This is a genomic window from Micromonospora sp. NPDC092111, assembly GCF_044755745.1.
Classification (GTDB): Bacteria; Actinomycetota; Actinomycetes; order Mycobacteriales; family Micromonosporaceae; genus Micromonospora.
Genome location: NZ_JBIVRQ010000003.1, coordinates 294,428 through 315,764, shown reverse-complemented (window position 1 = coordinate 315,764; position 21,337 = coordinate 294,428). Strand labels below are relative to the sequence as shown.

The 21,337-nt window shown below is 74.4% G+C and carries 19 protein-coding genes and 1 pseudogene; 9 read left to right on the top strand and 11 right to left on the bottom strand.

The window, feature by feature from the left end; all coding sequences use genetic code 11:
* Positions 1-23 precede the first annotated feature (23 nt).
* Positions 24-827, bottom strand: coding sequence for an indole-3-glycerol phosphate synthase TrpC (trpC, locus tag ACIQG9_RS09935; protein WP_400400117.1), 804 nt, complete (start codon positions 825-827; stop codon positions 24-26).
* 492 nt (positions 828-1,319) lie between these two features.
* Between trpC and ACIQG9_RS09930 the strand changes: the two genes are divergently transcribed.
* Positions 1,320-1,595: a hypothetical protein gene (locus ACIQG9_RS09930; RefSeq protein ID WP_400399834.1), complete on the top strand. Its 276-nt coding sequence runs from the start codon at positions 1,320-1,322 to the stop codon at positions 1,593-1,595.
* On the opposite strand, the gene ACIQG9_RS09925 is transcribed toward ACIQG9_RS09930, so the two are convergent.
* From ACIQG9_RS09925 to ACIQG9_RS09910, 4 genes and pseudogenes are all read right to left on the bottom strand, one after another.
* Entirely contained in the window at positions 1,588-2,181 is a 594-nt protein-coding gene (locus tag ACIQG9_RS09925) for a Trp biosynthesis-associated membrane protein (RefSeq protein ID WP_400399832.1), read from the bottom strand. The two genes, ACIQG9_RS09930 and ACIQG9_RS09925, sit on opposite strands and share 8 nt — an antisense overlap.
* A gap of 34 nt (positions 2,182-2,215) precedes the next feature.
* Positions 2,216-3,769 carry an anthranilate synthase component I gene (locus ACIQG9_RS09920; protein ID WP_400399830.1) on the bottom strand — a complete coding sequence of 518 codons (1,554 nt, stop codon included), beginning with the start codon at positions 3,767-3,769 and terminating at the stop codon, positions 2,216-2,218.
* Between the two features lie 58 nt (positions 3,770-3,827).
* On the bottom strand, positions 3,828-4,241 hold the full coding sequence (gene hisI / locus ACIQG9_RS09915) for a phosphoribosyl-AMP cyclohydrolase (protein ID WP_400400115.1): 414 nt from the start codon (positions 4,239-4,241) through the stop codon (positions 3,828-3,830).
* A gap of 165 nt (positions 4,242-4,406) precedes the next feature.
* A pseudogene (locus ACIQG9_RS09910) lies at positions 4,407-4,730 on the bottom strand (phosphoribosyl-AMP cyclohydrolase); the annotation flags it as partial.
* A 667-nt stretch (positions 4,731-5,397) separates the two neighbouring features.
* Here ACIQG9_RS09910 and ACIQG9_RS09905 point away from each other — a divergent pair.
* From ACIQG9_RS09905 to ACIQG9_RS09895, 3 genes are read left to right on the top strand one after another with little or no spacing between them, the layout of a single operon-like run.
* Positions 5,398-6,150 carry an ABC transporter ATP-binding protein gene (locus tag ACIQG9_RS09905; protein WP_400399828.1) on the top strand — a complete coding sequence of 251 codons (753 nt, stop codon included), beginning with the start codon at positions 5,398-5,400 and terminating at the stop codon, positions 6,148-6,150.
* A complete protein-coding gene (locus ACIQG9_RS09900) occupies positions 6,147-6,902 on the top strand; it encodes an ABC transporter permease (protein WP_400399826.1) in 756 nt (251 codons plus the stop codon). Before ACIQG9_RS09905 ends, ACIQG9_RS09900 begins: the two co-directional genes overlap by 4 nt.
* A 4-nt stretch (positions 6,903-6,906) precedes the next feature.
* Positions 6,907-7,500, top strand: coding sequence for a TetR family transcriptional regulator (locus tag ACIQG9_RS09895; protein ID WP_400399824.1), 594 nt, complete (start codon positions 6,907-6,909; stop codon positions 7,498-7,500).
* 15 nt (positions 7,501-7,515) lie between these two features.
* Here ACIQG9_RS09895 and ACIQG9_RS09890 read toward each other — a convergent pair whose 3' ends face one another.
* Together ACIQG9_RS09890 and ACIQG9_RS09885 are read right to left on the bottom strand one after the other, a co-directional pair.
* Positions 7,516-9,288, bottom strand: a complete 1,773-nt coding sequence (locus ACIQG9_RS09890; protein ID WP_400399822.1) for an ABC transporter ATP-binding protein — start codon at positions 9,286-9,288, stop codon at positions 7,516-7,518.
* Positions 9,285-11,162 (bottom strand): ABC transporter ATP-binding protein, encoded by a 1,878-nt coding sequence (locus tag ACIQG9_RS09885; protein WP_400399820.1) that lies wholly within the window; start codon positions 11,160-11,162, stop codon positions 9,285-9,287. Before ACIQG9_RS09885 ends, ACIQG9_RS09890 begins: the two co-directional genes overlap by 4 nt.
* Positions 11,163-11,323: 161 nt before the next feature.
* On the opposite strand from ACIQG9_RS09885, the gene ACIQG9_RS09880 reads away from it, so the two are divergent.
* The 3 genes from ACIQG9_RS09880 (at position 11,324) to ACIQG9_RS09870 (ending at position 15,052) form a co-directional block, all read left to right on the top strand.
* A complete protein-coding gene (locus ACIQG9_RS09880; RefSeq protein WP_400399818.1) occupies positions 11,324-11,953 on the top strand; it encodes a TIGR03085 family metal-binding protein in 630 nt (209 codons plus the stop codon).
* A gap of 182 nt (positions 11,954-12,135) precedes the next feature.
* Complete coding sequence (locus tag ACIQG9_RS09875) at positions 12,136-13,083, top strand: terpene synthase (protein WP_400399816.1); 948 nt, start codon at positions 12,136-12,138, stop codon at positions 13,081-13,083.
* A 142-nt stretch (positions 13,084-13,225) separates the two neighbouring features.
* The gene (locus ACIQG9_RS09870) at positions 13,226-15,052 is read left to right on the top strand and encodes an AMP-dependent synthetase/ligase (RefSeq protein WP_400399813.1); all 1,827 of its coding nucleotides are present in this window, start codon (positions 13,226-13,228) and stop codon (positions 15,050-15,052) included.
* 58 nt (positions 15,053-15,110) lie between these two features.
* Here ACIQG9_RS09870 and ACIQG9_RS09865 read toward each other — a convergent pair whose 3' ends face one another.
* Positions 15,111-16,415, bottom strand: a complete 1,305-nt coding sequence (locus tag ACIQG9_RS09865) for a low temperature requirement protein A (RefSeq protein ID WP_400399811.1) — start codon at positions 16,413-16,415, stop codon at positions 15,111-15,113.
* A gap of 58 nt (positions 16,416-16,473) precedes the next feature.
* Positions 16,474-17,934, bottom strand: coding sequence for a PLP-dependent aminotransferase family protein (locus ACIQG9_RS09860; RefSeq protein ID WP_400399809.1), 1,461 nt, complete (start codon positions 17,932-17,934; stop codon positions 16,474-16,476).
* Positions 17,935-17,992: 58 nt separating this feature from the next.
* Between ACIQG9_RS09860 and ACIQG9_RS09855 the strand changes: the two genes are divergently transcribed.
* Together ACIQG9_RS09855 and ACIQG9_RS09850 are read left to right on the top strand one after the other, a co-directional pair.
* Positions 17,993-18,646 carry a YitT family protein gene (locus tag ACIQG9_RS09855; protein WP_400399807.1) on the top strand — a complete coding sequence of 218 codons (654 nt, stop codon included), beginning with the start codon at positions 17,993-17,995 and terminating at the stop codon, positions 18,644-18,646.
* A gap of 57 nt (positions 18,647-18,703) precedes the next feature.
* Positions 18,704-19,162 (top strand): hypothetical protein, encoded by a 459-nt coding sequence (locus ACIQG9_RS09850; RefSeq protein ID WP_400399805.1) that lies wholly within the window; start codon positions 18,704-18,706, stop codon positions 19,160-19,162.
* A 311-nt stretch (positions 19,163-19,473) separates the two neighbouring features.
* Here the strand turns inward: ACIQG9_RS09850 and hisF are convergent, their stop codons facing one another.
* Both hisF and ACIQG9_RS09840 read right to left on the bottom strand, forming a co-directional pair.
* Positions 19,474-20,241 carry an imidazole glycerol phosphate synthase subunit HisF gene (hisF, locus tag ACIQG9_RS09845; RefSeq protein ID WP_400399803.1) on the bottom strand — a complete coding sequence of 256 codons (768 nt, stop codon included), beginning with the start codon at positions 20,239-20,241 and terminating at the stop codon, positions 19,474-19,476.
* A gap of 77 nt (positions 20,242-20,318) precedes the next feature.
* A complete protein-coding gene (locus ACIQG9_RS09840; protein ID WP_400399800.1) occupies positions 20,319-21,317 on the bottom strand; it encodes an NADP-dependent oxidoreductase in 999 nt (332 codons plus the stop codon).
* Between the last annotated feature and the right edge of the window lie 20 nt (positions 21,318-21,337).

Genomic DNA, 21,337 nt, shown 5'->3' with positions numbered 1-21,337 from the left:
CTGCGGAAGTCTGCCCGCTCGGGTCAGCGCGCCGGGCGGGGCGTCGCCGGGTGGTTCCCGGCGTTGACCAGCTCGGCCACCGCCTCGCGGGGGCTCTTCTGGGTGACCAGTCCCTCGCCCACCAGGACGGCGTCGGCGCCGGCCGAGGCGTACCGGATCAGGTCGTGCGGGCCGCGCACGCCGGACTCGGCGATCTTGACGACGCTGCTGGGCAGGCCGGGGGCGATCCGCTCGAAGACGGACCGATCGACCTCCAGGGTACGCAGGTCACGGGCGTTGACCCCGATCACCTGCGCGCCGGCCTCCAGGGCCCGGTCGGCCTCCTCCTCGGTGTGCACCTCGACCAGCGCGGTCATGCCCAGCGACTCGATCCGCTCCAGCAGCCCGACCAGCGCGTTCTGCTCCAGCGCGGCGACGATCAGCAGCACCAGGTCGGCGCCGTGCGCGCGGGCCTCGTGCACCTGGTAGCTGGAGACCACGAAGTCCTTGCGCAGGACCGGGATCTGCACGGCGGCCCGCACCGCGGCCAGGTCGTCGAGCGACCCGCCGAACCAGCGGCCCTCGGTCAGCACGCTGATCGCCCGGGCGCCGCCGGAGGCGTACTCGCCCGCCAGCTCGGCCGGGTCGGCGATCTCGGCCAGCCGGCCCTTGCTCGGCGAGGAGCGCTTCACCTCGGCGATCACGGCCACGCCGGGCTTGCGCAGGGCCGCGTACGCGTCCAGCGGTGGTGGCGCGGCGGCGGCCAGTTCGCGGATCCGCTCCAGCGGAACCTGCTCCTGTCGCCGCGCCACGTCCTCGCGGACGCCGGCCAGGATCTCGTCGAGCACGCTTCCGGACGCTGCCGGACCGGCCCCGTCCCCCTCCGCGTGCGCATGCTCAGCAGTCACCAACGGACTCCCCTCTCCGGGTGTCATGGGCCGATGCTAGGGGGCGCCACCTGGCGACAGGTGCCGGGGGTATGGCGCTCCTCACGAATTGGGCTGTGGCATGATGGCCGACCTCCGGTGAACGGGATGTCACGCAGCGCCACCACGCCCGTCGGCCGGCGTCATCGACGCCCATCGTCCACCGCCCGCCCAGCCATCGATCGATGCCCATGGGATATGGGATCACGATCCGGCCCGCCGCGCAGCCCGGGGTCGGCCGGCCGCGCGGGCTGTGACCAAGCTCAAGGAAGTCCGGTCCGGCGCAGGTGGTTCGCCCGACGGGACCGTTGACCGGCCCGTCACCGGGGTGAAACCTGCGCCGGGCAGCATCGGACTCGGGCAGACTCGACGACGCGCCTGCCCACCATCCGATCTCATCGCGCGGGGTGACCTATGAGCACTGCGGGGCCGAACGCCACCATCGGACTCACCACCATCTCCCGGACGGTCGCGTCGCTCGCCGTCGGCGTGGTGCACACCCTGGAGCGGGCCGTCGTGGGCGAGCGCCGGGTGCGCACCGCCCGGGGCAACGCCTGGGAGGCGGTCTGCGCCGACCGGGCCCGCGCCGACCAGCGGGCCGAGCTGGACCGCCTGGTCGCCGAGCTGGCAGCCGCCCGGGCCGCGGCCCGGGACCGCCACGAGGCCCGCGACCCGCAGCCGGTCAGCTGACCGTCGGGTCCTCACCCCGGTCGAGCGCGTCCCACGCCTCGCGGTTTCCCCGTTCGCCGATCGGCTGCCGGTCGGTCCCGGCGTCCGCGCGGGACGGCCGTTCGTAGCGGGCGCCCATCGCCGGCCAGCCCGCGCCACGGAGCGCGGTGAGCAGTCCGCCGCCGGCCGCCAGCACCCCGCCGATCAGACAGCACGCGGGCCACTGCCGGCTCACCGCGCCGCCGAGATCGGCGGCCAGCCCGTAGCCACCGCCGGCCGCGACGGCCAGGCCGAGCCCGACCAGCAGCCCGCCCAGCAGCCGCCGGACCCGCCCCCGGGTGGCCAGCACCGCGCCGGCACCGGCCAACGCGACCAACGCGAGCGCGGAGAGCCAGGGCAGCAGGTCCGCCCCGGAGCGGTCCTGCCGGGTCGGCGGCAGCGCGCCCCGGGCGGTCACCTCGACCGACCAGGTGCGGGTCACCGCCCAGCAGGCCAGGCCCGCGCCGGCCAGGCAGAGCAGCACCGCGTACGCCAGCTCGCGCCGCCCACGGGCGGTTGGTACGCCGCCGTCGGTGGCCGCCGGCCCGGCGACCTCGGGCGCGCTCACCGGGTCCGCCGCGTGGCCGGCGCCTGCCGGGCGTTCACCGGGCCGGCCGCAGGGTCTCGGCGGCGGCGATGGCGGCCAGTACGGCGGCGGCCTTGTTCCGGGTCTCCTGGTCCTCGGCGGCCGGCTCCGAATCGGCCACCACCCCCGCTCCGGCCTGTACGTACGCCCGGCCGTCGCGGATCAGCGCGGTCCGGATCGCGATCGCCATGTCGAGGTCGCCGCCGAAGCCGAAGTAGCCGACGGTGCCGCCGTACAGCCCACGCCGGACCGGCTCCAACTCCTCGATGATCTCCATGGCCCGTACCTTCGGCGCGCCGGACAGGGTGCCGGCGGGGAAGGTCGCGGCGAGGGCGTCGAAGGCGGTCCGGTCGTCGCGCAGGGTGCCCACCACGGTGGAGACGATGTGCATGACGTGGCTGTACCGCTCGATGGTGGCGAACTCCGGCACCTGGACGGTGCCCGGCCGGCAGACCCGGCCCAGGTCGTTGCGGCCCAGGTCGACCAGCATCACGTGCTCGGCCCGCTCCTTCGGGTCGGCCAGCAGCTCGGTGGCGAGCCGGGCGTCGGCCGCCGCGGTGCCGCCACGCGGCCGGGTGCCGGCGATCGGGTGCAGCAGCGCCCGCCGCTGCCCGTCCGGGCCGGCGTTGACCTTCAGGTGCGCCTCCGGGGACGAGCCGACGATGTCGAACCCGTCGAAGCGGAGCAGGTACATGTACGGGCTGGGGTTGGTGGTGCGCAGCACCCGGTAGACGTCCAACGGATCGGCGTCGGTGTCCCGCTCGAACCGCTGGGCGAGCACGATCTGGAAGCACTCGCCGGCCCGGATCGCCTCCTTCGCCGCCTCGACCGCCTTCGGGTAGCCGCCGTCGGGGGTCCGGCTGACCACGTCGCCGACCGGCGGCCGGTCGACCGTGGAGATCATGGGCGGAATCGGTCGGGACAGCGCGGTGGTCATCGCGTCGAGCCGGCCCACCGCGTGGTGGTAGGCGGCGGTGACGTGGGCCGCCCGGTCGGGGTCGTCCAGCGGCGGCAGCACCGCGTTGGCGACCAGGATCGCCGAGCCGTCGTAGTGGTCCAGCACCACCAGGTCGGTGGCGAGCATCATGCCCAGCTCGGGCAGCCCGAGGTCGTCCTCGGTCAGCTCGGGCAGCCGCTCGAACCGGCGGATCAGGTCGTACCCGAGGTAGCCGACCATGCCACCGGTCAGTGGCGGCAGGTCGCCGGCCGGGTCAGGTACGCCGCCGGCGAGCGCCGCGACGGTCTCCCGCAGCACGTGGACCGGGTCGCCGGAGGCCGGCACCCCGGCCGGCGGGGTGCCGGTCCAGACCGCGACGCCGTCCCGCTCGACCAGGGTGGCGCCGCTGCGCACGCCGATGAACGAGTACCGCGACCAGGCCATCCCGGCCGACCCGACGCCCTGCTCGGCGGACTCCAGCAGGAAGGTGCCCGGCCCACCGGCGAGCTTGCGGTAGACCCCGACCGGGGTCTCCGCGTCGGCCAGCAGCCGCCGGGTCACCGGCACCACCCGCCAGCGGGCCGCCAGCTCAGTGAAGGTGCCCAGGTCGGGGCTGAGCGCGCCGTCGGTCATGGTCGAGCCAGCCTTTCGTCCGCGGCTGCGGGGCTCCGCCACGCCGCACTCCTCGCGCTCACCGGGCGTCCGTCCCGGTGCTGACCGGGAGTTCGGTGAAGAAGCAGGTGCGCTGGCCGGTGTGGCAGGCCGCGCCGACCTGGTCCACGCTGACCAGCAGCGCGTCGCCGTCGCAGTCCAGGGCCACCGAGCGGACGTACTGGTGGTGGCCGGAGGTGGCGCCCTTGACCCAGTACTCCTGGCGGCTGCGCGACCAGTAGGTGGCCCGGCCGGTGGTGAGGGTCCGGTGCAGCGCCTCGTCGTCCATCCAGGCGACCATCAGCACCTCGCCGGTGTCGTGCTGGCGCACGACGGCCGCGACCAGGCCGTCGGGGGTGCGGCGCAGCCGGGCGGCGACGGCCGGGTCGAGACGGGACGGGCGGACCGCGCCGGCGGGTCCGCCGTCGCTCACGGGAGAGTCAGGTACGGGCACAGTGGCCCATTGTCCCGTACGCGGCGCGGGCACCTGCGGCCCGTCCCCGCCCCGGGCCGCCCGGGACAGTTGGCCGACGTACCGGTCCAGCCGGCCGTCGGCCAGGGCCAGGGCCAGGTCCGGGCCGGCCGTCTCGGCGATCCGGTCGGCGTACGGCCGGACCAGCGGCAGCACCCCGGCCACCAGCCGGGCCGCGGCGGCGCCGACCTGGGCGGTGGAGCCGGGCCGGACCCCCAGGCAGAGCAGCATGTCGTCGCGGTAGCCCGGCGGGGCGACCGGCAGGTCGAGGGCGGCGGCGAAGGCGGCCCGGCGGGACGCCACCCGGACGCCCGGGTTCGCCACCCGCAGCACGCACGGGCAGAGCCGGGCCAGGTCGGCGGCGGCCAGCCGGACGCCGAGCGGGTCGTCGGTCGCCCGGGCCCCGGCGACCTTGCCGAGGGTGGCCACCAACTCCTCCAGCCGGGGTTGGTCGGCGGGCTGGCAGAGCACCGGCAGGTCGATCCGGGGCCGCCAGGTCGGGTCGGCCCAGAGCAGCCGGGCGGGCGCGGCCACCGGCAGCCCGAACGCCCAGTCGGCCGGTTCGCCGAGCCGGTCGACCCAGGAGCGGACGTCCCGGGCGGCCACCGAGACGTGCACGATCCGGCCGTCGACCTCGGTGAGGTAGGCACGGCGGTCGTCGTACGGCAGGTCGTCGGCCCGGCCGGCCGGCGGTCCCGGCCGGGTGGGGTCGGCGCCGTCCGGGCCGGGTGGGGTCGGTCGGCCGTCGGTGACGAGCACGTCCAGGTCGACGTCACTGTGCGCGGTGGCGGCCCGCCGGGCGTGGCTGCCGCGCAGCAGGATGCCGACCACCGGGCGCTCGGCGGCCGTACGCAACCGGTCGGTCCAGTCGTTCAGGAAGGCGCCCTCCGGCAACGGAGCGTGATCCACGGCGTCATCGTGCCGTACGTCCGATCGGGCCGCAATGCCCGATGCCGGACTCCGTGTCCGGTCCGAAGGCTAGTGCCCGACGGTTCTCATTCCTGCCTCTGGATACCTTTCGCCGACCACCGGGTCGACGGGGCGTGGTCAGGCCGACCCGGGCCGTCGCCTTGCGCGCCGACAGGTAACTCATCTACCGTTGAGTTCAACAGGTGATGAGTTTTCGGGAGGCGGGGCGATGGACAACGCCGTCGCCGTCCGCGACCTGGTCGTCGACCGAGGCCGACGACGGGTGCTGGACGGCATAACCTGCGCGGTGCCGCGCGGCGCGGTGACCGGGCTGCTCGGTCCGAGCGGCAGCGGCAAGACCACCCTGATGCGGGCCGTGGTCGGGGTGCAGACCGTCAACTCCGGCACGGTCACCGTGCTGGGCCGGCCCGCCGGGGCGGCCGACCTGCGCCACCGGGTCGGCTACCTGACCCAGGCGCCCAGCGTCTACGCCGACCTCACCGTCCGGGAGAACGCCCGTTACTTCGCCGCCCTCCAGGGGCGGGGCGGGGCGGAAGCGGACCGGGCGGTGACCGACGTCGGCCTGGCCGGGGCGGCCAGCCAGCTCGTCGGCACCCTCTCCGGCGGGCAGCGCAGCCGCGCCTCGCTGGCCTGCGCGCTGGTCGGCGAGCCCGAGCTGGTCATCCTCGACGAACCCACGGTCGGGCAGGACCCGGTGCTCCGGGCCGACCTGTGGGCCCGGTTCCACGCCATGGCCGCCGCCGGCACCACGCTGCTGGTGTCGAGCCACGTGATGGACGAGGCGGCCCGCTGCGACCGGCTGCTGCTCATCCGGGACGGCCGGCTGGTCGCCGACGACACCCCGGACGCCGTCCGCGCCAACACCGGGGTCGACGACCTGGAGGAGGCGTTCCTGCGGCTGATCCGGGCGGGCGAGGCGGCCCCGGAGCGGCCCGCCGCAACGGACGGAGACGCGTCGTGAACCCCCGGATCCTGGCCGCCACGACCGGGCGCATCCTGCGTCAGCTCCGGCACGACCGGCGCACCGTCGCGCTGCTGGTGCTGGTGCCGACGGTGCTGCTCACCCTGGTCTACTACATGTACGCCGACCAGTCCGCCCCGCCCGGCCGGCCGTCGGACTTCGACCGGATCGCGCTGGTGATGCTGGGCTTCTTCCCGTTCATCATCATGTTCCTGGTGACCAGCATCGCGATGCTGCGCGAACGCACCACCGGCACGCTGGAACGGCTGCTCACCACCCCGCTGGGCAAGCTGGACCTGCTCTTCGGCTACGGCATCGCGTTCGGGCTGGCCGGGGTGGTGCAGGCGACCATCGCCGCCGCCGTGGCGTACTGGCTCTTCGGGCTCACCACGGCCGGCGCCGCCGGCCTGGTCATCCTGATCGCCGCGGTCAACGCGGTGCTCGCCGTCGCGCTGGGGCTGTTCTGCAGCGCCTTCGCCCGCACCGAGTTCCAGGCGGTGCAGTTCATGCCGGTGGTGGTCGCCCCGCAGTTGCTGCTCTGCGGGCTGTTCGTGCCCCGTGGGCAGATGGCCGGCTGGCTCCAGGCGGTCAGCGACGTGCTGCCCCTGTCGTACGCGGTCGAGGCGTTGCAGGAGGTGGGCGCGCACGCCGAGCCGACCGGCCTGATGTGGCGGGACGTGGCGATCGTGGCCGGCGCGGCGGTGGCGGCCCTGGTGCTGGCGGCGGCGACGCTCCGCCGGCGCAGCGGCTGACCGCGTGGCCCGCCGTAGCGGCCGACGCCCCGGCAATCCCGACACCAGGCAGGCGATCCTCGCCGCGGCCCGGACGGCGTTCGCCGAACGCGGCTTCGACGCGGCCTCGATCCGGGTGATCGCCGGTGCCGCCGGAGTCGACCCGGCCCTGGTGCACCACTACTTCGGCACCAAGGAGGAGCTGTTCCGGGCCACCGTGGACATCCCGGTGGACCCGGCGGACCTGCTCCCCGCGGTGCTGGCCGGCGACCCGGACAGGGTCGGGGAGCGGCTGGTCCGCACCTTCCTCGGGATCTGGGACTCGCCGGCCGGGGCGGCGGCGGTGGCCCTGCTCCGCTCGGCGGTGAGCAACGAGTGGACGGCCCGACTGATGCGCGAGTTCCTGGTCACCCAGGTGCTGCGCCGGGTGCTCGACCAGCTCGACCTGGACCCGGCCGAGCGACCGCTGCGCGGCTCGCTGGTGGCCACCCAGGTGATCGGGCTGGCCACCATGCGCTACGTGATCCGGCTGGAGCCGATCGCCTCCGCCAGCCCGGAGACCCTGGTCGCGGCGATCGGCCCGACCGTGCAGCGCTACCTCCTCGGCGACCTGGCCTGACAGGTCGGCCCGGGGTCAGCGGGTCTGTTCCAACCAGGAGGCGTAGAGCAGGCCGTACACCGAGTCGGGGTCGCGGACCAGCTCGTCGTGCGAGCCACGCTGCACGATCCGGCCCCGGTCCACCACCACCACCTCGTCGGCGGCCTGCGCGGTGGAGAGCCGGTGCGCGATGGCGAGCGTGGTCCGGCCCCGGGTCACCGCGTCCAGGGTGCGTTGCAGGCGTACCTCGGTGGCCGGATCGACGGCGCTGGTCGCCTCGTCCAGGACCAGCAGGTCCGGGTCGGCGACGTACGCCCGGGCCAACGCGACGAGCTGCCGCTCCCCCACGCTCAGCGCCTCCCCCCGCTCGCCCACCGGGGTGGCCAGCCCGGCCGGCAGGCCGTCCAGCCAGTCGGCCAGACCCAGCTCGGTGAAGGCCGTGGTGAGCTGCGCGTCGGTCAGCTCGGGCCGGGCGAAGCGAACATTTTCCCCCACCGTGGCGTCGAAGAGGAAGCCGTCCTGCGGCACCATCACCACCCGGGAGCGCAGCGAGTCGAACCGCACCTCGTCCAACGGCACCCCGGAGAGCAGCACCCGACCGTCGGTCGGATCCATCAGCCGGGTGAGCAGCTTGGCGAAGGTGGTCTTGCCGCTGCCGGTCTCGCCGACCACCGCGACCCGGCTCTTCGCCGGGATCTCCAGGCTGACGTCGTGCAGCACCGGCGGCCCGCCCGGGTACGCGAAGGTCACCCCGGCGAAGCGGATGTCCAGCGGCCCCGGCGGCAGCTCCCGGCCCTGCTCCCCCGGGTCGGCCACGTCCGGCGCGACGTCGAGCACGTCCAGCACCCGACGCCAGCCGGCGATGGCGTTCTGCGCCTCGTTCAGCACCTCGGTGGCGATCTGCACCGGCTGGATGAAGAGGGTGACCAGGAACAGGAACGCGGTGAGCTGGCCGACGGACAGCGTCTGGTCCACCCCGAGACGCACCCCGACGACCACCACCCCGGCCAGCGCCAGCCCGGCCGCGATCTCCCCGACCGAGCTGCCCACGATGCTGATCCGGATGGCCCGCTGCTGGGCCTCCCGCTGCCCCTCGATCGCCGCGTCCAGCCGCCGGGCCGTCCGCCCGGAGATCCCGTACGCCCGGATCACCGGCGCGCCCACGACGCTCTCCGCGATCGTCCCGAGCAGGGTGCCCGTCCGCTGCCGGACCACGCCGTACGCCCCGGCGAGCCGGCGTTGCAGCAGCCGGATCACCAGCACCGCCGGGGCGAAGGCGACGAGCACCACCAGGGTCAACTGCCAGGAGTACGCGAGCATCACCGCCGTGGTGACGGCGAGCTGGCCGAGATTGACGATGAGGATGACCCCGCCCCACTGGAGGAACTGGGTGATCTGGTCGACGTCGCTGGTCACCCGGGAGACCAGCGAGCCGCGCCGCTCGGACTGCTGGTGCAGCATCGACAGGTCGTGCACGTGCCGGAACGCCCTGGTCCGGACGTTGGCCAGCGCGGTCTCGCTGACCGTGAACAACCGGCGCATCATCAGGTAGCCGCAGGTGGTGGTGACCAGCAGGACCACCGCGGTGGCGGTCACCACGGTGGCGATCACCCCGAGATCCGGACCGCCGGGTACGTCGATGCCCTGGTCGATGCCGCGCTGCACGGCCACCGGCACGGCCACCCGGCCGACCATGTAGACCAGCGCCAGGGCGATGGTGCCGGCCAACCCGGCCCGCAACTCCGGGGAGAGCGCCAGCCCACGCCGCAGCGTCTGCCAGGTGCTCTCGGCCCGCTCTTCCTCACTCACCGGTCCACCTCGATTTCCAGGCCCGACGGCAGCGGGGCGGCCTCGTCGTACGGCCGGTTCTGCTCGCGTTCCTGCTCGGCCTGCTCGTACGCGGTGACCAGGTCGGCGTAGCCGGGCACGGTGGCGAGCAGCTCGGGGTGGGTGCCCCGGGCCAGCACCCGGCCCTGCTCCAGGTAGATCACCTCGTCGGCGAGCGCGATGGTGGCCCGCCGGTACGCCACCACCAGGATCGACGCGGCGGCCTGCCGGCCGGGGGCCGGGCCGCGCAGCCCGGCCAGGATGGCCGCCTCGACCCGGGGGTCGACCGCGCTGGTGGCGTCGTCGAGGACCAGCAGCCGGGGCCGGCCGGCCAGCGCCCGGGCCAGGGTGAGCCGCTGCCGCTGGCCACCGGAGAGGGAGGTGCCCCGCTCGCCGACCATGGTGTCCAGCCCGGCGGGGAGGGCGGCGACGAAGCCGTCCGCCTCGGCCAGCCGCAGCGCCGCCCAGGCGTCGTCGTCGCCGATGCCGGGCCGGTCCAGGGTGATGTTGGCCCGGACCGTGTCGTCGAAGACGAACGGCACCTGGGCGACCAGGGCGGCGGTCGAGGCCAGCGACGCGGCGGTCAGCCCCCGGACGTCCACGCCGTCCAGGGTGACCGTGCCGGTCTGCGGGTCGACCAGCCGGACCGCCAGCGAGGCGATGGTGGACTTACCGGCGCCGGTCGGCCCGACCAGGGCCACCGTCCGCCCGGCCGGCACGGTGAAGGCGACCTCGCCGAGCACCTGCGCCCCGGGCAGGTGCGCCTCGGCGGGCTCGTAGCCGAAGTGCACGTCGTGGAAGGCGAGGGTGGCCGGCCCGGCCCCGGCATCGTCGAGGGTGCCGTCCCCGTAGGGCATCTCGCCGGTGGCGTCGAGCACCCGGCTGAGCCGGTCCCAGCCGGCGACGCTGCGCGGCAACTCGGCGAGCACCCAGCCGATGGCCCGCACCGGGAAGGCCAGCACGGTGAACAGGAAGGCGACGCTGACCAGGTCGGTGACGCTGATCGCGCCCTGGCTGAGCCGGACCGTGCCGACCACGAGCACGGCCAGCGTGCCGAGGCTGGGCAGCGTCTCCAGCAGTGGGTCGAAGACCCCCCGCAGCCGGCCGACCGAGATCAGCGCGTCGCGCAGCTCCCCGGCCCGGCCGGCGAACCGGGCGGTCTCCTGGGCTTCGCGGCCCATCGTCTTGACCACCAGGGCCCCGTCGAAGCTCTCGTGCGCGATGCCGCTGACCTCGGCGCGCAGCCGCTGCGCGCGGGCCTGCCGGGGGGCCATCCGGCGGGAGTAGACCACGTTGAGCGCGAAGAGGGCGGGGAAGACGGCCAGCCCGACCAGGGCGAGCGCCCAGTCGGTCAGGAAGAGCGAGACGATCGCGCCGACCAGCATCACCAGCGTGCCGACCGCGAACGGCAGCGGCGCGATCGGGTACCAGGCGGCCTCGACGTCGGAGTTGGCGTTGGACAGCAGCGTGCCGGTGGCGTTGCGGTGGTGCCAGGACAGCGGCAGGTCCAGGTAGCGGCGGGTGACCCGGCGCCGGTAGGCGGCCTGGAGGCGGAACTGCATGTAGCCGGCGCCGAGCCGGCGGCCGAAGATGCCGACCACCCGCAGCACGCTGATCCCGAGCAGCGCCACGGCGGCCAGGGCGAGCGCGCCGGTGCCCACCGAGCCCCGGGCGACGGCCGGCACCACCACCTCGCCGACCACCGCGCCGACCACGTACGCGCTGACGATCACCAGGGACCCGAAGAGCACGCTGCCGGCGACCGCCACCGCGAAGATGCGCGGTTGTTCACGGATCGCCCGGCCGAGGACCGCCAGTCCCCGGTGGATCACGTCCCGACTCGTCCCGCTCGCCACGCTCTCCCCCGCCGTAAGCCGCAATTATCTCCCTCATCCTTACCGGTCGCGACCACCTCCGCCGCCCCGGAACCGTATGTCCACCGTCACGTCAGTGGGCCGGGTGGGGGCGCCGGACGCGCGACGCGCCGACGACGCCGTCCCGACCTACGATCGCTTACATGCCGAGGTACGCCCGAGCGGAGCGCGCGGCGCTCGCCGACCTGATGCTGGACCTGGGCCCGGACGCCCCCACCCTCGACGAGGGGTGGACGACCCGGGACCTCGCCGCCCACCTGGTGGTGCGGGAGCGCCGCCCGGACGCCGCCGGTGGGATCCTGCTGCCGCCGCTGCGCGGGTACGGCGAGCGGGTGCGCCTGCGAACCGCCGGGCGGCCCTGGCCGGAGCTGGTCGGGCAGGTACGCCGGCCGCCGGTGTGGAGCCCGTTGAGCAACCCGCTCACCGACGAGTTGGCGAACACGATGGAGTTCTTCATCCACCACGAGGACGTGCGGCGGGCCCGGCCGGGCTGGCAGCCGCGGGACGTCCCGGCCGGGCTGGCGGTCCGGTTGTGGCGGTCGGCCGCCCTGCTGGCCCGGACGACGGCCCGCCGCTTCCCGGCGGACCTGCTGGTCCAGGCGCCCGGCCACGGCGAGTTGACCGTGGGCCGGGGCGGTGACCGGGTCCGCCTGGTCGGGTCGCCGGGTGAGCTGGCGCTCTTCCTCTCCGGGCGACAGCGGGTGGCCCGGGTCCAGCTCGACGGCCCGCCGACGGTGGCCGAGCGGCTGCGGACGGCCCGGCTCGGCCTCTGACGGATCAGGTCGGGCGAACACCCTCCGCACCCGCCGGATCACCGCGCGGAACGGACCGGGTGGCTGCTGGCTGCCGGGGGCGGGATCGGTCGTCCACCTCCCGCGCCCAGTGATTTGTACCGATCCCTTCTGCCGTACTCTGCGGCGACGCCGCCCCGCCGGGGAGGCCGACTGGGGGGACCATGCGGAGGTTCGACCTATCGGGGCTACTCGAACCGCCCTTCGCGGCGCGGCGGCACCCCGCCACCGACCGGGTGGCCACGGAGAGCCTGGAATGGGCCCGCCGGCTGGACCTGATCGGGGCCGGACGGTCGGAGCACCGGCTACGCCGGGCCGGGGCCGCCGAACTGGCCGGCCGGGCCTGCCCGCAGGCGCAGGTGGACCGGCTACGGCTGCTCACCGACCTGTTCTCCTGGCTCTTCGTGGTGGACGACGCCTGCGACGACGACGGTCTCGGCAACGCGCCGACCCGGCTCGCACCGACCGTCGCCGCGCTGCTGGACGTGCTCGACCGGCACGGCGTCCCCGCCGAGCCCGTCCCGGCGGCCGGCGGGCTCGGGGTCGCGCTGGCCGACATCTGCCGGCGGGTACGCGGCCAGCGGCGGCCGGAGCTGCTGCTGTGCCTGGTCAGCCAGTTGCGGGAGTACCTGCTCGCGCTGCTGTGGGAGGCGTCCAACCGGGAGCAGCAGCGGGTGCCCGGGGTGGCCGAGTACCTCCAGATGCGCCGGCACACCGGCGGGGTGCGCCCCAGCCTCACCCTCACCGACCTGGCGTACGCGGGGCTGCCCGATCCGGGCCAACGGGTGGACCCGGCGCTGACCGCGCTCGACGACCTCGCGGTCGACCTGGTCTGCTGGTGCAACGACCTGTTCTCCCACCGCAAGGAGCAGGACACCGCGGCCGACCCGCACAATCTGGTGACCGTCCTCGCCGCGCACACCGGGCGGAGCGAGCAGGCCGCGTTCGACCTCGCCACCGGGTGGTTCAACGACGGTCTGGCCCGGTACCTGGTCCGCGAGGCGGCGCTCGTGGCCCGCCTGGAGGCCGGGCTGGAGCCGTACCTCGCCGCCCGGCGGTCGTGGTTGCGGGCCACCTACGACTGGTCGCTGCGGGCCGACCGGTACGCCTGACCGACCGGTGCCACCTCGCCGGGCTCAGCCGGCTCACAGGTTCGAGGGCTAGCCGATGCCCCGGTGCAGGCAATACCCTTCGGTAACCGCAGAGCGACGTGACCCCCGTCACGTCACCCACCCCCTGAAGGCGGCTACAGCGATGGCTCTCGACGTACCGTACCGTTCCATTCCCGACATGTTCCTCAAGCGCGTGGCCGCGTCCCCCGACCAGCACGCGTTCGCCCACCCGGCATCGGACGACTCCGGCCCGGTCTGGCTGACGTGGGAGCAGGTCGGGCAGCGGGCCAGGGCGGTCGCCGCCGGCTTGCACGGCCTGGGCGTCGGTCTGGAGGATCCGGTGGCGATCCTGGCCAACACCCGGCTGGACTGGGTGGTCGCCGACTTCGGCATCATGTGCGCGGGCGGCGCGACCACCACCGTCTACCCGACCACGGAGCCCCAGGACGCGACCTACATCATCGCCGACTCCGGCTCCCGGGTGCTGTTCGCGGAAGACCCGGCCCAGGCGGCGAAGATCGCCGGGGCCGAACTGCCCGCGCTGACCCACGTGGTGCTCTTCGACGGCACCGCCGACCCGGCCGCGGCCGTACCCCAGCTCACCCTCGCCGAGTTGGAGCAGCGGGGCGCGCGGGCGCTCGCCGCCGAGCCGGACCTGATCGACCGGCTGGTCGCCCCGATCGGCCCGGAGCACCTGGCCACCCTGATCTACACCTCGGGCACCACCGGGCGCCCGAAGGGTGTGGAACTGCTGCACGGCGGCTGGTGCTGGGAGGCGGTCGTGCAGGCCGAGACGAGTCTGCTGCGCCCCGACGACGTGCAGTACCTCTGGCTCCCGCTGTCCCACTCGTTCGGCAAGACGCTGCTCTGCGGCTCGACGCACGTCGGCCTGCCGACGTACGTCGACGGCCGGGTCGACAAGCTGGTCGACATGCTCGCCGTGATCAGGCCGACGCTGATGTGCGGCGCGCCCCGGGTCTTCGAGAAGGTCTACAACAAGGCGGTCACCACCGCGCAGGACGCCGGTGGCGCGAAGGCGAAGATCTTCGCCTGGGGCGTCGCGGTCGGCAAGCAGAAGGTCGCCCTGGAGCAGGCCGGCCGGTCGGTCCCGACCGGGTTGAGGCTGAAGTACGCGGTGGCCGAGAAGCTGGTCTTCAGCAAGCTCCAGGCCCGCCTCGGCGGCCGGATCCGGGTGCTCGTCTCCGGTGCCGCCCCGCTGAGCAAGGAGATCGCCACCTTCTTCGCCGCGGCGAACCTGCCGATCTCTGAGGGGTACGGCCTCACCGAGACCAGCGCCGGCAACTTCGTCAACCCGCCGGACGGGCTGCGGATCGGCACCGTCGGCCGGGCGATGGGCGACCTGGAGTGCCGGATCGACACCGACGGCGAGATCCTGGTCCGGGGCCGACCGGTGATGCGCGGCTACCACCACCTGCCGGAGGAGACCGCCGCCGCGTTCACCGCCGACGGCTTCTTCCGCACCGGTGACATCGGCAGCCTCGACGACGACGGCTACCTGCGCATCACCGACCGGAAGAAGGACCTGGTCAAGACCTCGGGCGGCAAGTACATCGCGCCGTCGCACATCGAGGGCATGTTCAAGGCGATCTGCCCGTACACCTCGCAGGCGATCGTGATCGGCCAGGCCCGCAACTACTGCACCATGCTGGTCAGCCTGGACCCGGACGCGGTCCGGGGCTGGGCGGCGGGCGGCCCGCTGGAGGGGCGCGAGTACGCCGAGATCGTCGCCTCACCGGAGGCCCGGGCCATGGTCGAGGAGTACGTCGCCCAGCTCAACACCCGGCTCAACCGCTGGGAGACGATCAAGAAGGTGACCATCCTGCCGCGCGACCTGACCATCGAGGACGGCGAGATGACCCCGTCCATGAAGATCAAGCGGCGCGGGGTGGAGGGCAACTTCGCCGCCGAGATCGACAAGATGTACGAGGGCAGCCTGGCCGAGATCTGATCCGCCCGGACCGGCCGGCGTCCCTGTCCCCCCGTCCCGGGACACGGCCGCCGGCCGGTCACAGGTGTTCGCCACGCCAGCGGCTCTCCTCGATCTCGGCGGCCCGCTGTTCCTCCAGCGCCAACTGCCGCACCCGACGCCGCCGCCGGCCCTGGCCCGGGGTCTCGACCAGCACCAGGACGACGCACACCAGCGCCAGCAGGGCCAGCGCGCCCACCTCGGGCACCCCGGCGCCGACCGGGGTGAGCAGACCCAGCACCAGCACGGCCAGCACCGGCGGCCAACGCAGCACCCGGGTGGCCCGCAACCCGCAGGCGACGATGCTGAGCAGGAACAGGCCGACCCCGCCGTAGAGCACCAGGATCCAGAACCAGCCCAACGGCACCCCCCATTCCGGGGTGGCCGGGTCGGCCACCTCGGTGAGCAGGTCCTTGAGGCCGAGGGCGAAGAAGATCACCCCGGTGATGAGCGGCAGGTGCAGGTAGGTGTAGGCGTCCCGGGCCAGCCGGGCCCGGGCGACCGGGTCGCGGCTGCGGTGCAGCGCCTGTTCCAGGGCGAGCGCCAGGGTGTCGAAGTAGGCCCACCACAGCACCGACGCGACCGCGATGCCGAGCACCGCGGCGATCACCACCGGCCAGGTGAGCGGCAGCCCGGTGACGAACTTCGAGCCGATCCCCAGCGCGATGATCGACTCACCGAGCGCGATGAGCACCATGAGCGCGTGCCGCTCCGCCCAGTGCCCGGCGGAGATCACCGCCCAGTACGACCCGCCCAGCCGCACCCCGGCCACGTACTCCAGCACCAGGGCGACCGTCCAGAGGGTCAACTGGAGGGCGACCGCCGTACTGTGCTCGGCGACCCGCCGGGGCAGCAGGGCGGCGGCGACCAGCAGGCCGGTGGCGGCCACCGGCAGCAGCGCGAGCAGCAGCCACTGCCGCCGCCGGGTCGGATCGCCCCGGGCCACCCAGCCGAAGACGGCCAGTTGCGAGGCCCGGACCAGGAAGTAGCAGCCGGCGAAGACCAACGGGCCGTCCAACCCGCCCGGCCGGTCGGTGAACGCCCCCGGCATGCTCAACGCGAGCAGGAAGGTGGCGGCGATGGTGAGGAAGCCGATCATGGGCAGCAGCCCCTGGTCGGCGCGGACCGTGTTGCCCAGCCCCGCGAACCCGGTCCAGCACCACCAGAGCAGCCCCAGCACCAGCAGGCAGCGGAACAGGTTGGTGGCGCTGGGCTCGGTGGACGTCAGCGCGGTGACGTTGAGGAAGGCGAAGACGAAGACCAGGTCGTAGAAGAGTTCCAGCCGGGTGGCCCGGGAGCCGGGCGCGCCGGGCCGGACCCAGCGCGACCATCCCGGGCTGCCCACACCGGCAGTGTCCCAGCCGGCACCCGGCCGGCAGGCCGGATCGGCCCGACCAGGTCGGTCAGGCGATGACCGCCGGCTCCCGCCAGCGCGGCCGACCGGTGCCCCGGTCCAGGTCGTACCGGACGGCGGCGAGCCGCCCGACCGCCTCCACCAGGTCCGCGGCGGGCAGGGTGAAGGGCAGCCGCAGGAAGCGCTCCAGCGTGCCGTCCAGGCCGAACCGGGGGCCGGGGGCCAGCCGTACGCCGACCTCCTCGGCCGCGCGGGCCAGCGCGCTGGAGATCGGGCCGTCCAGTTCGGCCCAGAGGGTGACGCCGCCGCGCGGCACGCTGACCCGCCAGTCCGGCAGCCGCTGCGCGAGCGCGCCGAGCAGGGCGTCCCGCTGGGCGGCGAGCTGTGTCCGACGGGCGGCGACGATGGTTGGGGCCCGGCCGAGCAGGTGCACCGCGACGAGTTGGTCGAGCACCGGGCTGGCCATGTCCACCCCGACCCGGGCGGCGGCCAGCCGCTGCACCTGCGGGGCGGAGGCCCGGACCCAGCCGATCCGTAGCCCACCCCAGTACGGCTTGCTCATCCCGCCGATGCTGACCACCCGGGAGTGCCGGTCGAAGGCGGCGATCGGCGGGGGCAGTGTGGTGCCGTCCAGCGGCAGGTCCACGAAGGACTCGTCGACCACCAGGTCGGTGCCGGCGGCGTGGGCTGCGGCGACCAGCGGCTCGCGCAGCTCGGCGGGCATCAGGTGACCGGTCGGGTTCTGGAACTCGGGGATCAGGTAGGCCAGCTTGGGCCGGGTCTGCCGGATGCTGCCCAGCAGCAGGTCGGCGTCCCAGCCGGTGCCGTCGGTGGCGAGGCCGTGGGTGCTGATCCGGGCCCGCCGGGCGGCGAGCGCGGCCAGCGCGTTGGGATAGGTGGGCGACTCGACCAGTACGCTGCCGCCGGGCGCGAGGGCCAGCCGCAGCACCAGGTCCAGCGCGTGCTGGGTGCCGCTGGTCACCATGATCTGCTCGGCGCTGGTGGGCAGACCCCGCTCGGTGTACGACCGGGCGACCGCCTCGCGCAGCTCGATGATGCCGGTCGGGTGGTAGCCCGCGCCGGCGAGGTAGCGGGGCAGGTCCTCGGCGGCGGCCCGGGCGGCCGGCACCAGCTCGGCCGGGGCGGCCAGCGCGGCGACGCCGAGGTCGATCATGTCGCGGTCGTCCAGCGGGGTCCACAGGCCGGTGCTGGCGACCCGGTGGGTGCCGGGCAGCATGGTCCAGCTCCCGGCGCCGCGCCGGCTGGCCAGGTGGCCGGTCTCGCGTAGCTCACGGTAGGCGGCGGTGACCGTGGTCCGGCTGATCCGCAGCGCCTCGGCCAGCTCCCGCTCGGCCGGCAGGCGTACCCCGAGGGGGAGCCGAGCGTCGGAGAGCAGACCCCGGACGGCGGCGGCGAGCGCGGCGTAGTCGGGACTGCGCCGCCGGCCGGGGAGGGCATGCCACTGGCCGAGCAGACGCGCCAATTGGACCCCTCGCACCTGGCTGGTCACGGCCACCCCTCCGCAATTGGCTCTTCCATGCCCGATATTGGACCCTAGGGTGGCATGCATGGCAGCGATTGGCAATCTGCGACACCGTCCCGCCCGACGGCTCGGTCAGCTCTACGCCGGGCTGGTGCTCTACGGCGTCAGCATGGCCATGATGATCCGCTCCAGCCTCGGGCTGGACCCGTGGGACGTCTTCCACCAGGGGCTGGCCCGGCAGACCGGATTGTCGTTCGGCACCGCGACCATCGCGGTCGGCGCGGTGGTGCTGCTGCTCTGGATCCCGCTGCGGCAACGGCCGGGGCTGGGCACGGTGAGCAACGTGGTGGTGGTCGGTCTGGTGGTGGACGCCACCCTGGCGCTGCTGCCGGCCGGACTGCCGCTGCCGACCCGGATCGGCCTGCTGGTCGGCGGCATCGTCGCCAACGGCGCGGCCACCGGCCTCTACCTGGGCGCGCGCCTCGGCCCCGGCCCCCGCGACGGCCTGATGACCGGGTACGTCGCCCGCCGTCCGGGCCGCTCGATCCGGCTGGTCCGCACCGTCATCGAGATCACCGTGCTGGCCCTGGGCTGGCTGCTCGGCGGCACCGTGGGCGTCGGCACCGTCGCGTACGCGCTCGCCATCGGCCCGCTGGCCCAGTTCTTCATCCCGCTCTTCGCCGTCCCGGCGGAGTCCACCCCGGACGTCCCGTCGGGCACCCTTGCTGAGCTGCGCTGACACGACAGCGGGAAAGTAGGTGTTTCCTCAACGGAAACCTCCGGGCATCATTCCTGCATGGGGGAGAACGCGTGGCGGTGGACGGACGCCTGGATCTTCGTGTCACTGGTGATCGCGAGCGGAGCCGGACGGCACCGCCGCGCGGCGGACTCCCGGCGTCCGGAGGGCGTCCGGCTCGCCGACGTCATCTCCACCGCCGACCACCTCAACCAGGCGATACCCGAGCGGGACGACGTGCAGACGGCGGTCCGTCGGCTGGTCGGGGCCGGGCTGGTGACGGTCTCCGACGGCTGGTTCCGGATCACCCCGGACGGTGAACGGCTCTGGCGCACCCGGCCCCGGGCCGGGGTGGGTGGCACGGTCGACAGCGTGCAGGGGGTGCTCGTCCGGCGGCACGCCCCGGGCAGCGCGGAGTGGCACCTGCCCGAGGAGGACCACGCCGCCGCCGTGCAGGAGTACGTCGTCCGGTCGATCCCGGCCCCGCGTCGCTCCCCGGAGGCCCATCCCGGCCGCTGATCCGTCCCGGCACGCCTCGCCATTTCGGCACGCCTCGCCGTCCCGCCACGCCTCGCCATTCCGGCACGCCTCACCGTTTCGGCACGCCTCGCCGTTTCGGCACGCCTCGCCGTTTCGCCGAAGTGGCGGTGTCCTACCCCGCCGGACACCGCCATCTCCCCGAGGTGGAGTCGATCACGGTCCCGGCCGGGGAACGACGGACCGGGCCGGCGGGATCGACGGACCGGGCGAGCCGGGTCAGCGGACCGGGGCGAGGCGGGTCAGCGGACCGGGCGAGGCGGGTCAGCGGACCGGGTGGCCGGGTGGCCGAGTCAGCGGACGGGGTGGCCGGCCCCGCGCAGCGCGGCCTTGACCTCGCCGACGGTCAGCTCGCCGAAGTGGAAGACGCTGGCGGCGAGCACCGCGTCGGCGCCCGCCCCGATGGCGGGCGGGAAGTGCGCCACCTCGCCGGCACCGCCGCTGGCGATCACCGGCACGTCGACCACCGCCCGGACCGCCTCGATCAGCGCCAGGTCGAAGCCGGCCTTGGTGCCGTCGGCGTCCATCGAGTTGAGCAGGATCTCCCCCGCGCCCAGCTCGGCGCCGCGGGCGGCCCACTCGACGGCGTCGAGCCCGGTGCCCCGGCGACCGCCGTGGGTGGTCACCTCGAACCCGCTGGGCGTGGTGCCGGCCGGAGCGCGCCGGACGTCCAGCGAGAGCACCAGCACCTGCCGGCCGAACCGGTCGGCGATCTCGGCGATCAGCTCGGGCCGGGCGATCGCGGCGGTGTTCACCCCCACCTTGTCGGCCCCGGCCCGCAGCAGGGTGTCGACGTCGGCGACCTGACGCACGCCACCGCCGACGGTCAGCGGGATGAAGACCGACTCGGCGGTGCGGCGGACCACGTCGAGCATGGTGCCCCGGTCGCTGGCGGAGGCGGTGACGTCGAGGAAGGTCAACTCGTCCGCGCCGGCCCGGTCGTACGCCGCGGCCAGCTCCACCGGGTCACCGGCGTCGCGCAGGTCGAGGAAGTTGACCCCCTTGACCACCCGACCGGCGTCCACGTCCAGACACGGGATCACCCGTACCGCCACCGTCATGCCGCGAGCCTATCCAACGGGCACCTGGCGGTGACCGACCGGTGAGGCCAGCCACCGCCACCCGTCGTACCGGGGGGTCACACCCGGACGAGCATCTTGCCCAGGTTCTCGCCGCGCATCAGGCCGAGGAACGCCGCCGGGGCGTTCTCGATGCCGTCGACGACCGTCTCGTCGTAGGAGAGCTTGCCCTCGCGCAGCCAGCCGGCCACCTCGGTGACGAACTGGCCGCGCAGGTTGCCGTGGTCGCCGACCAGGAAGCCGCGCAGGGTGAGCCGCTTGCCGATGACCAGTGCCAGGTTGCGCGGCGCGGCCGGCGGCTGGTCGGCGTTGTACTGCGCGATCATGCCGCAGATGGCGGCCCGGCCGTGCAGGTTCATCGCGGCGATGGCGGCCTCCAGGTGCTCCCCGCCGACGTTGTCGAAGTAGACGTCGACGCCGTCCGGGGCGGCGGCCTTCAGCGCGTCCCGCACCGGACCGTCGTGGTAGTCGAAGGCGGCGTCGAAGCCGAGCGCCGCCAGCCGCTGCACCTTGGCCTTCGAGCCGGCGCTGCCGACCACCCGGCCGGCGCCCCTGAGCTTGGCGATCTGGCCGACCATGCTGCCCACCGCGCCGGCCGCGCCGGAGACGAAGACGGTATCGCCCGGCTTCATGGCGGCCACCTCCAGCAGGCCGGCGTACGCGGTCAGCCCGGTCATGCCGAGCACGCCCAGGTACGCGCTGACCGGCGCGACGGTCGGGTCGACCGGCCGGGCCGCCCGGGCGTCGAGCAGCGCGTACTCGCGCCAGCCGAGGCCGTGCAGCACCGTGTCGCCGACCGTGATCCCGTTGGCCTCGCCGGCCACCACCTCGCCGATCGCCCCACCGTCGAGCGGCGCGTCGAGGGCGAACGGCGGCACGTACGACGTGGCGTCGTTCATCCGGCCCCGCATGTAGGGGTCGACCGAGATGAACTGGTTGCGGACCACGAGCTGGCCCGGCCCCGGGGTGGGCACCTCGGTGCTGACGAGGCGGAAGTTGTCGGCGGTCGGCCAGCCCTGGGGGCGGGAGGCCAGGTGGATCTCACGGTTGGTGCTCATGCGATGTCGTCCTTTCGTAC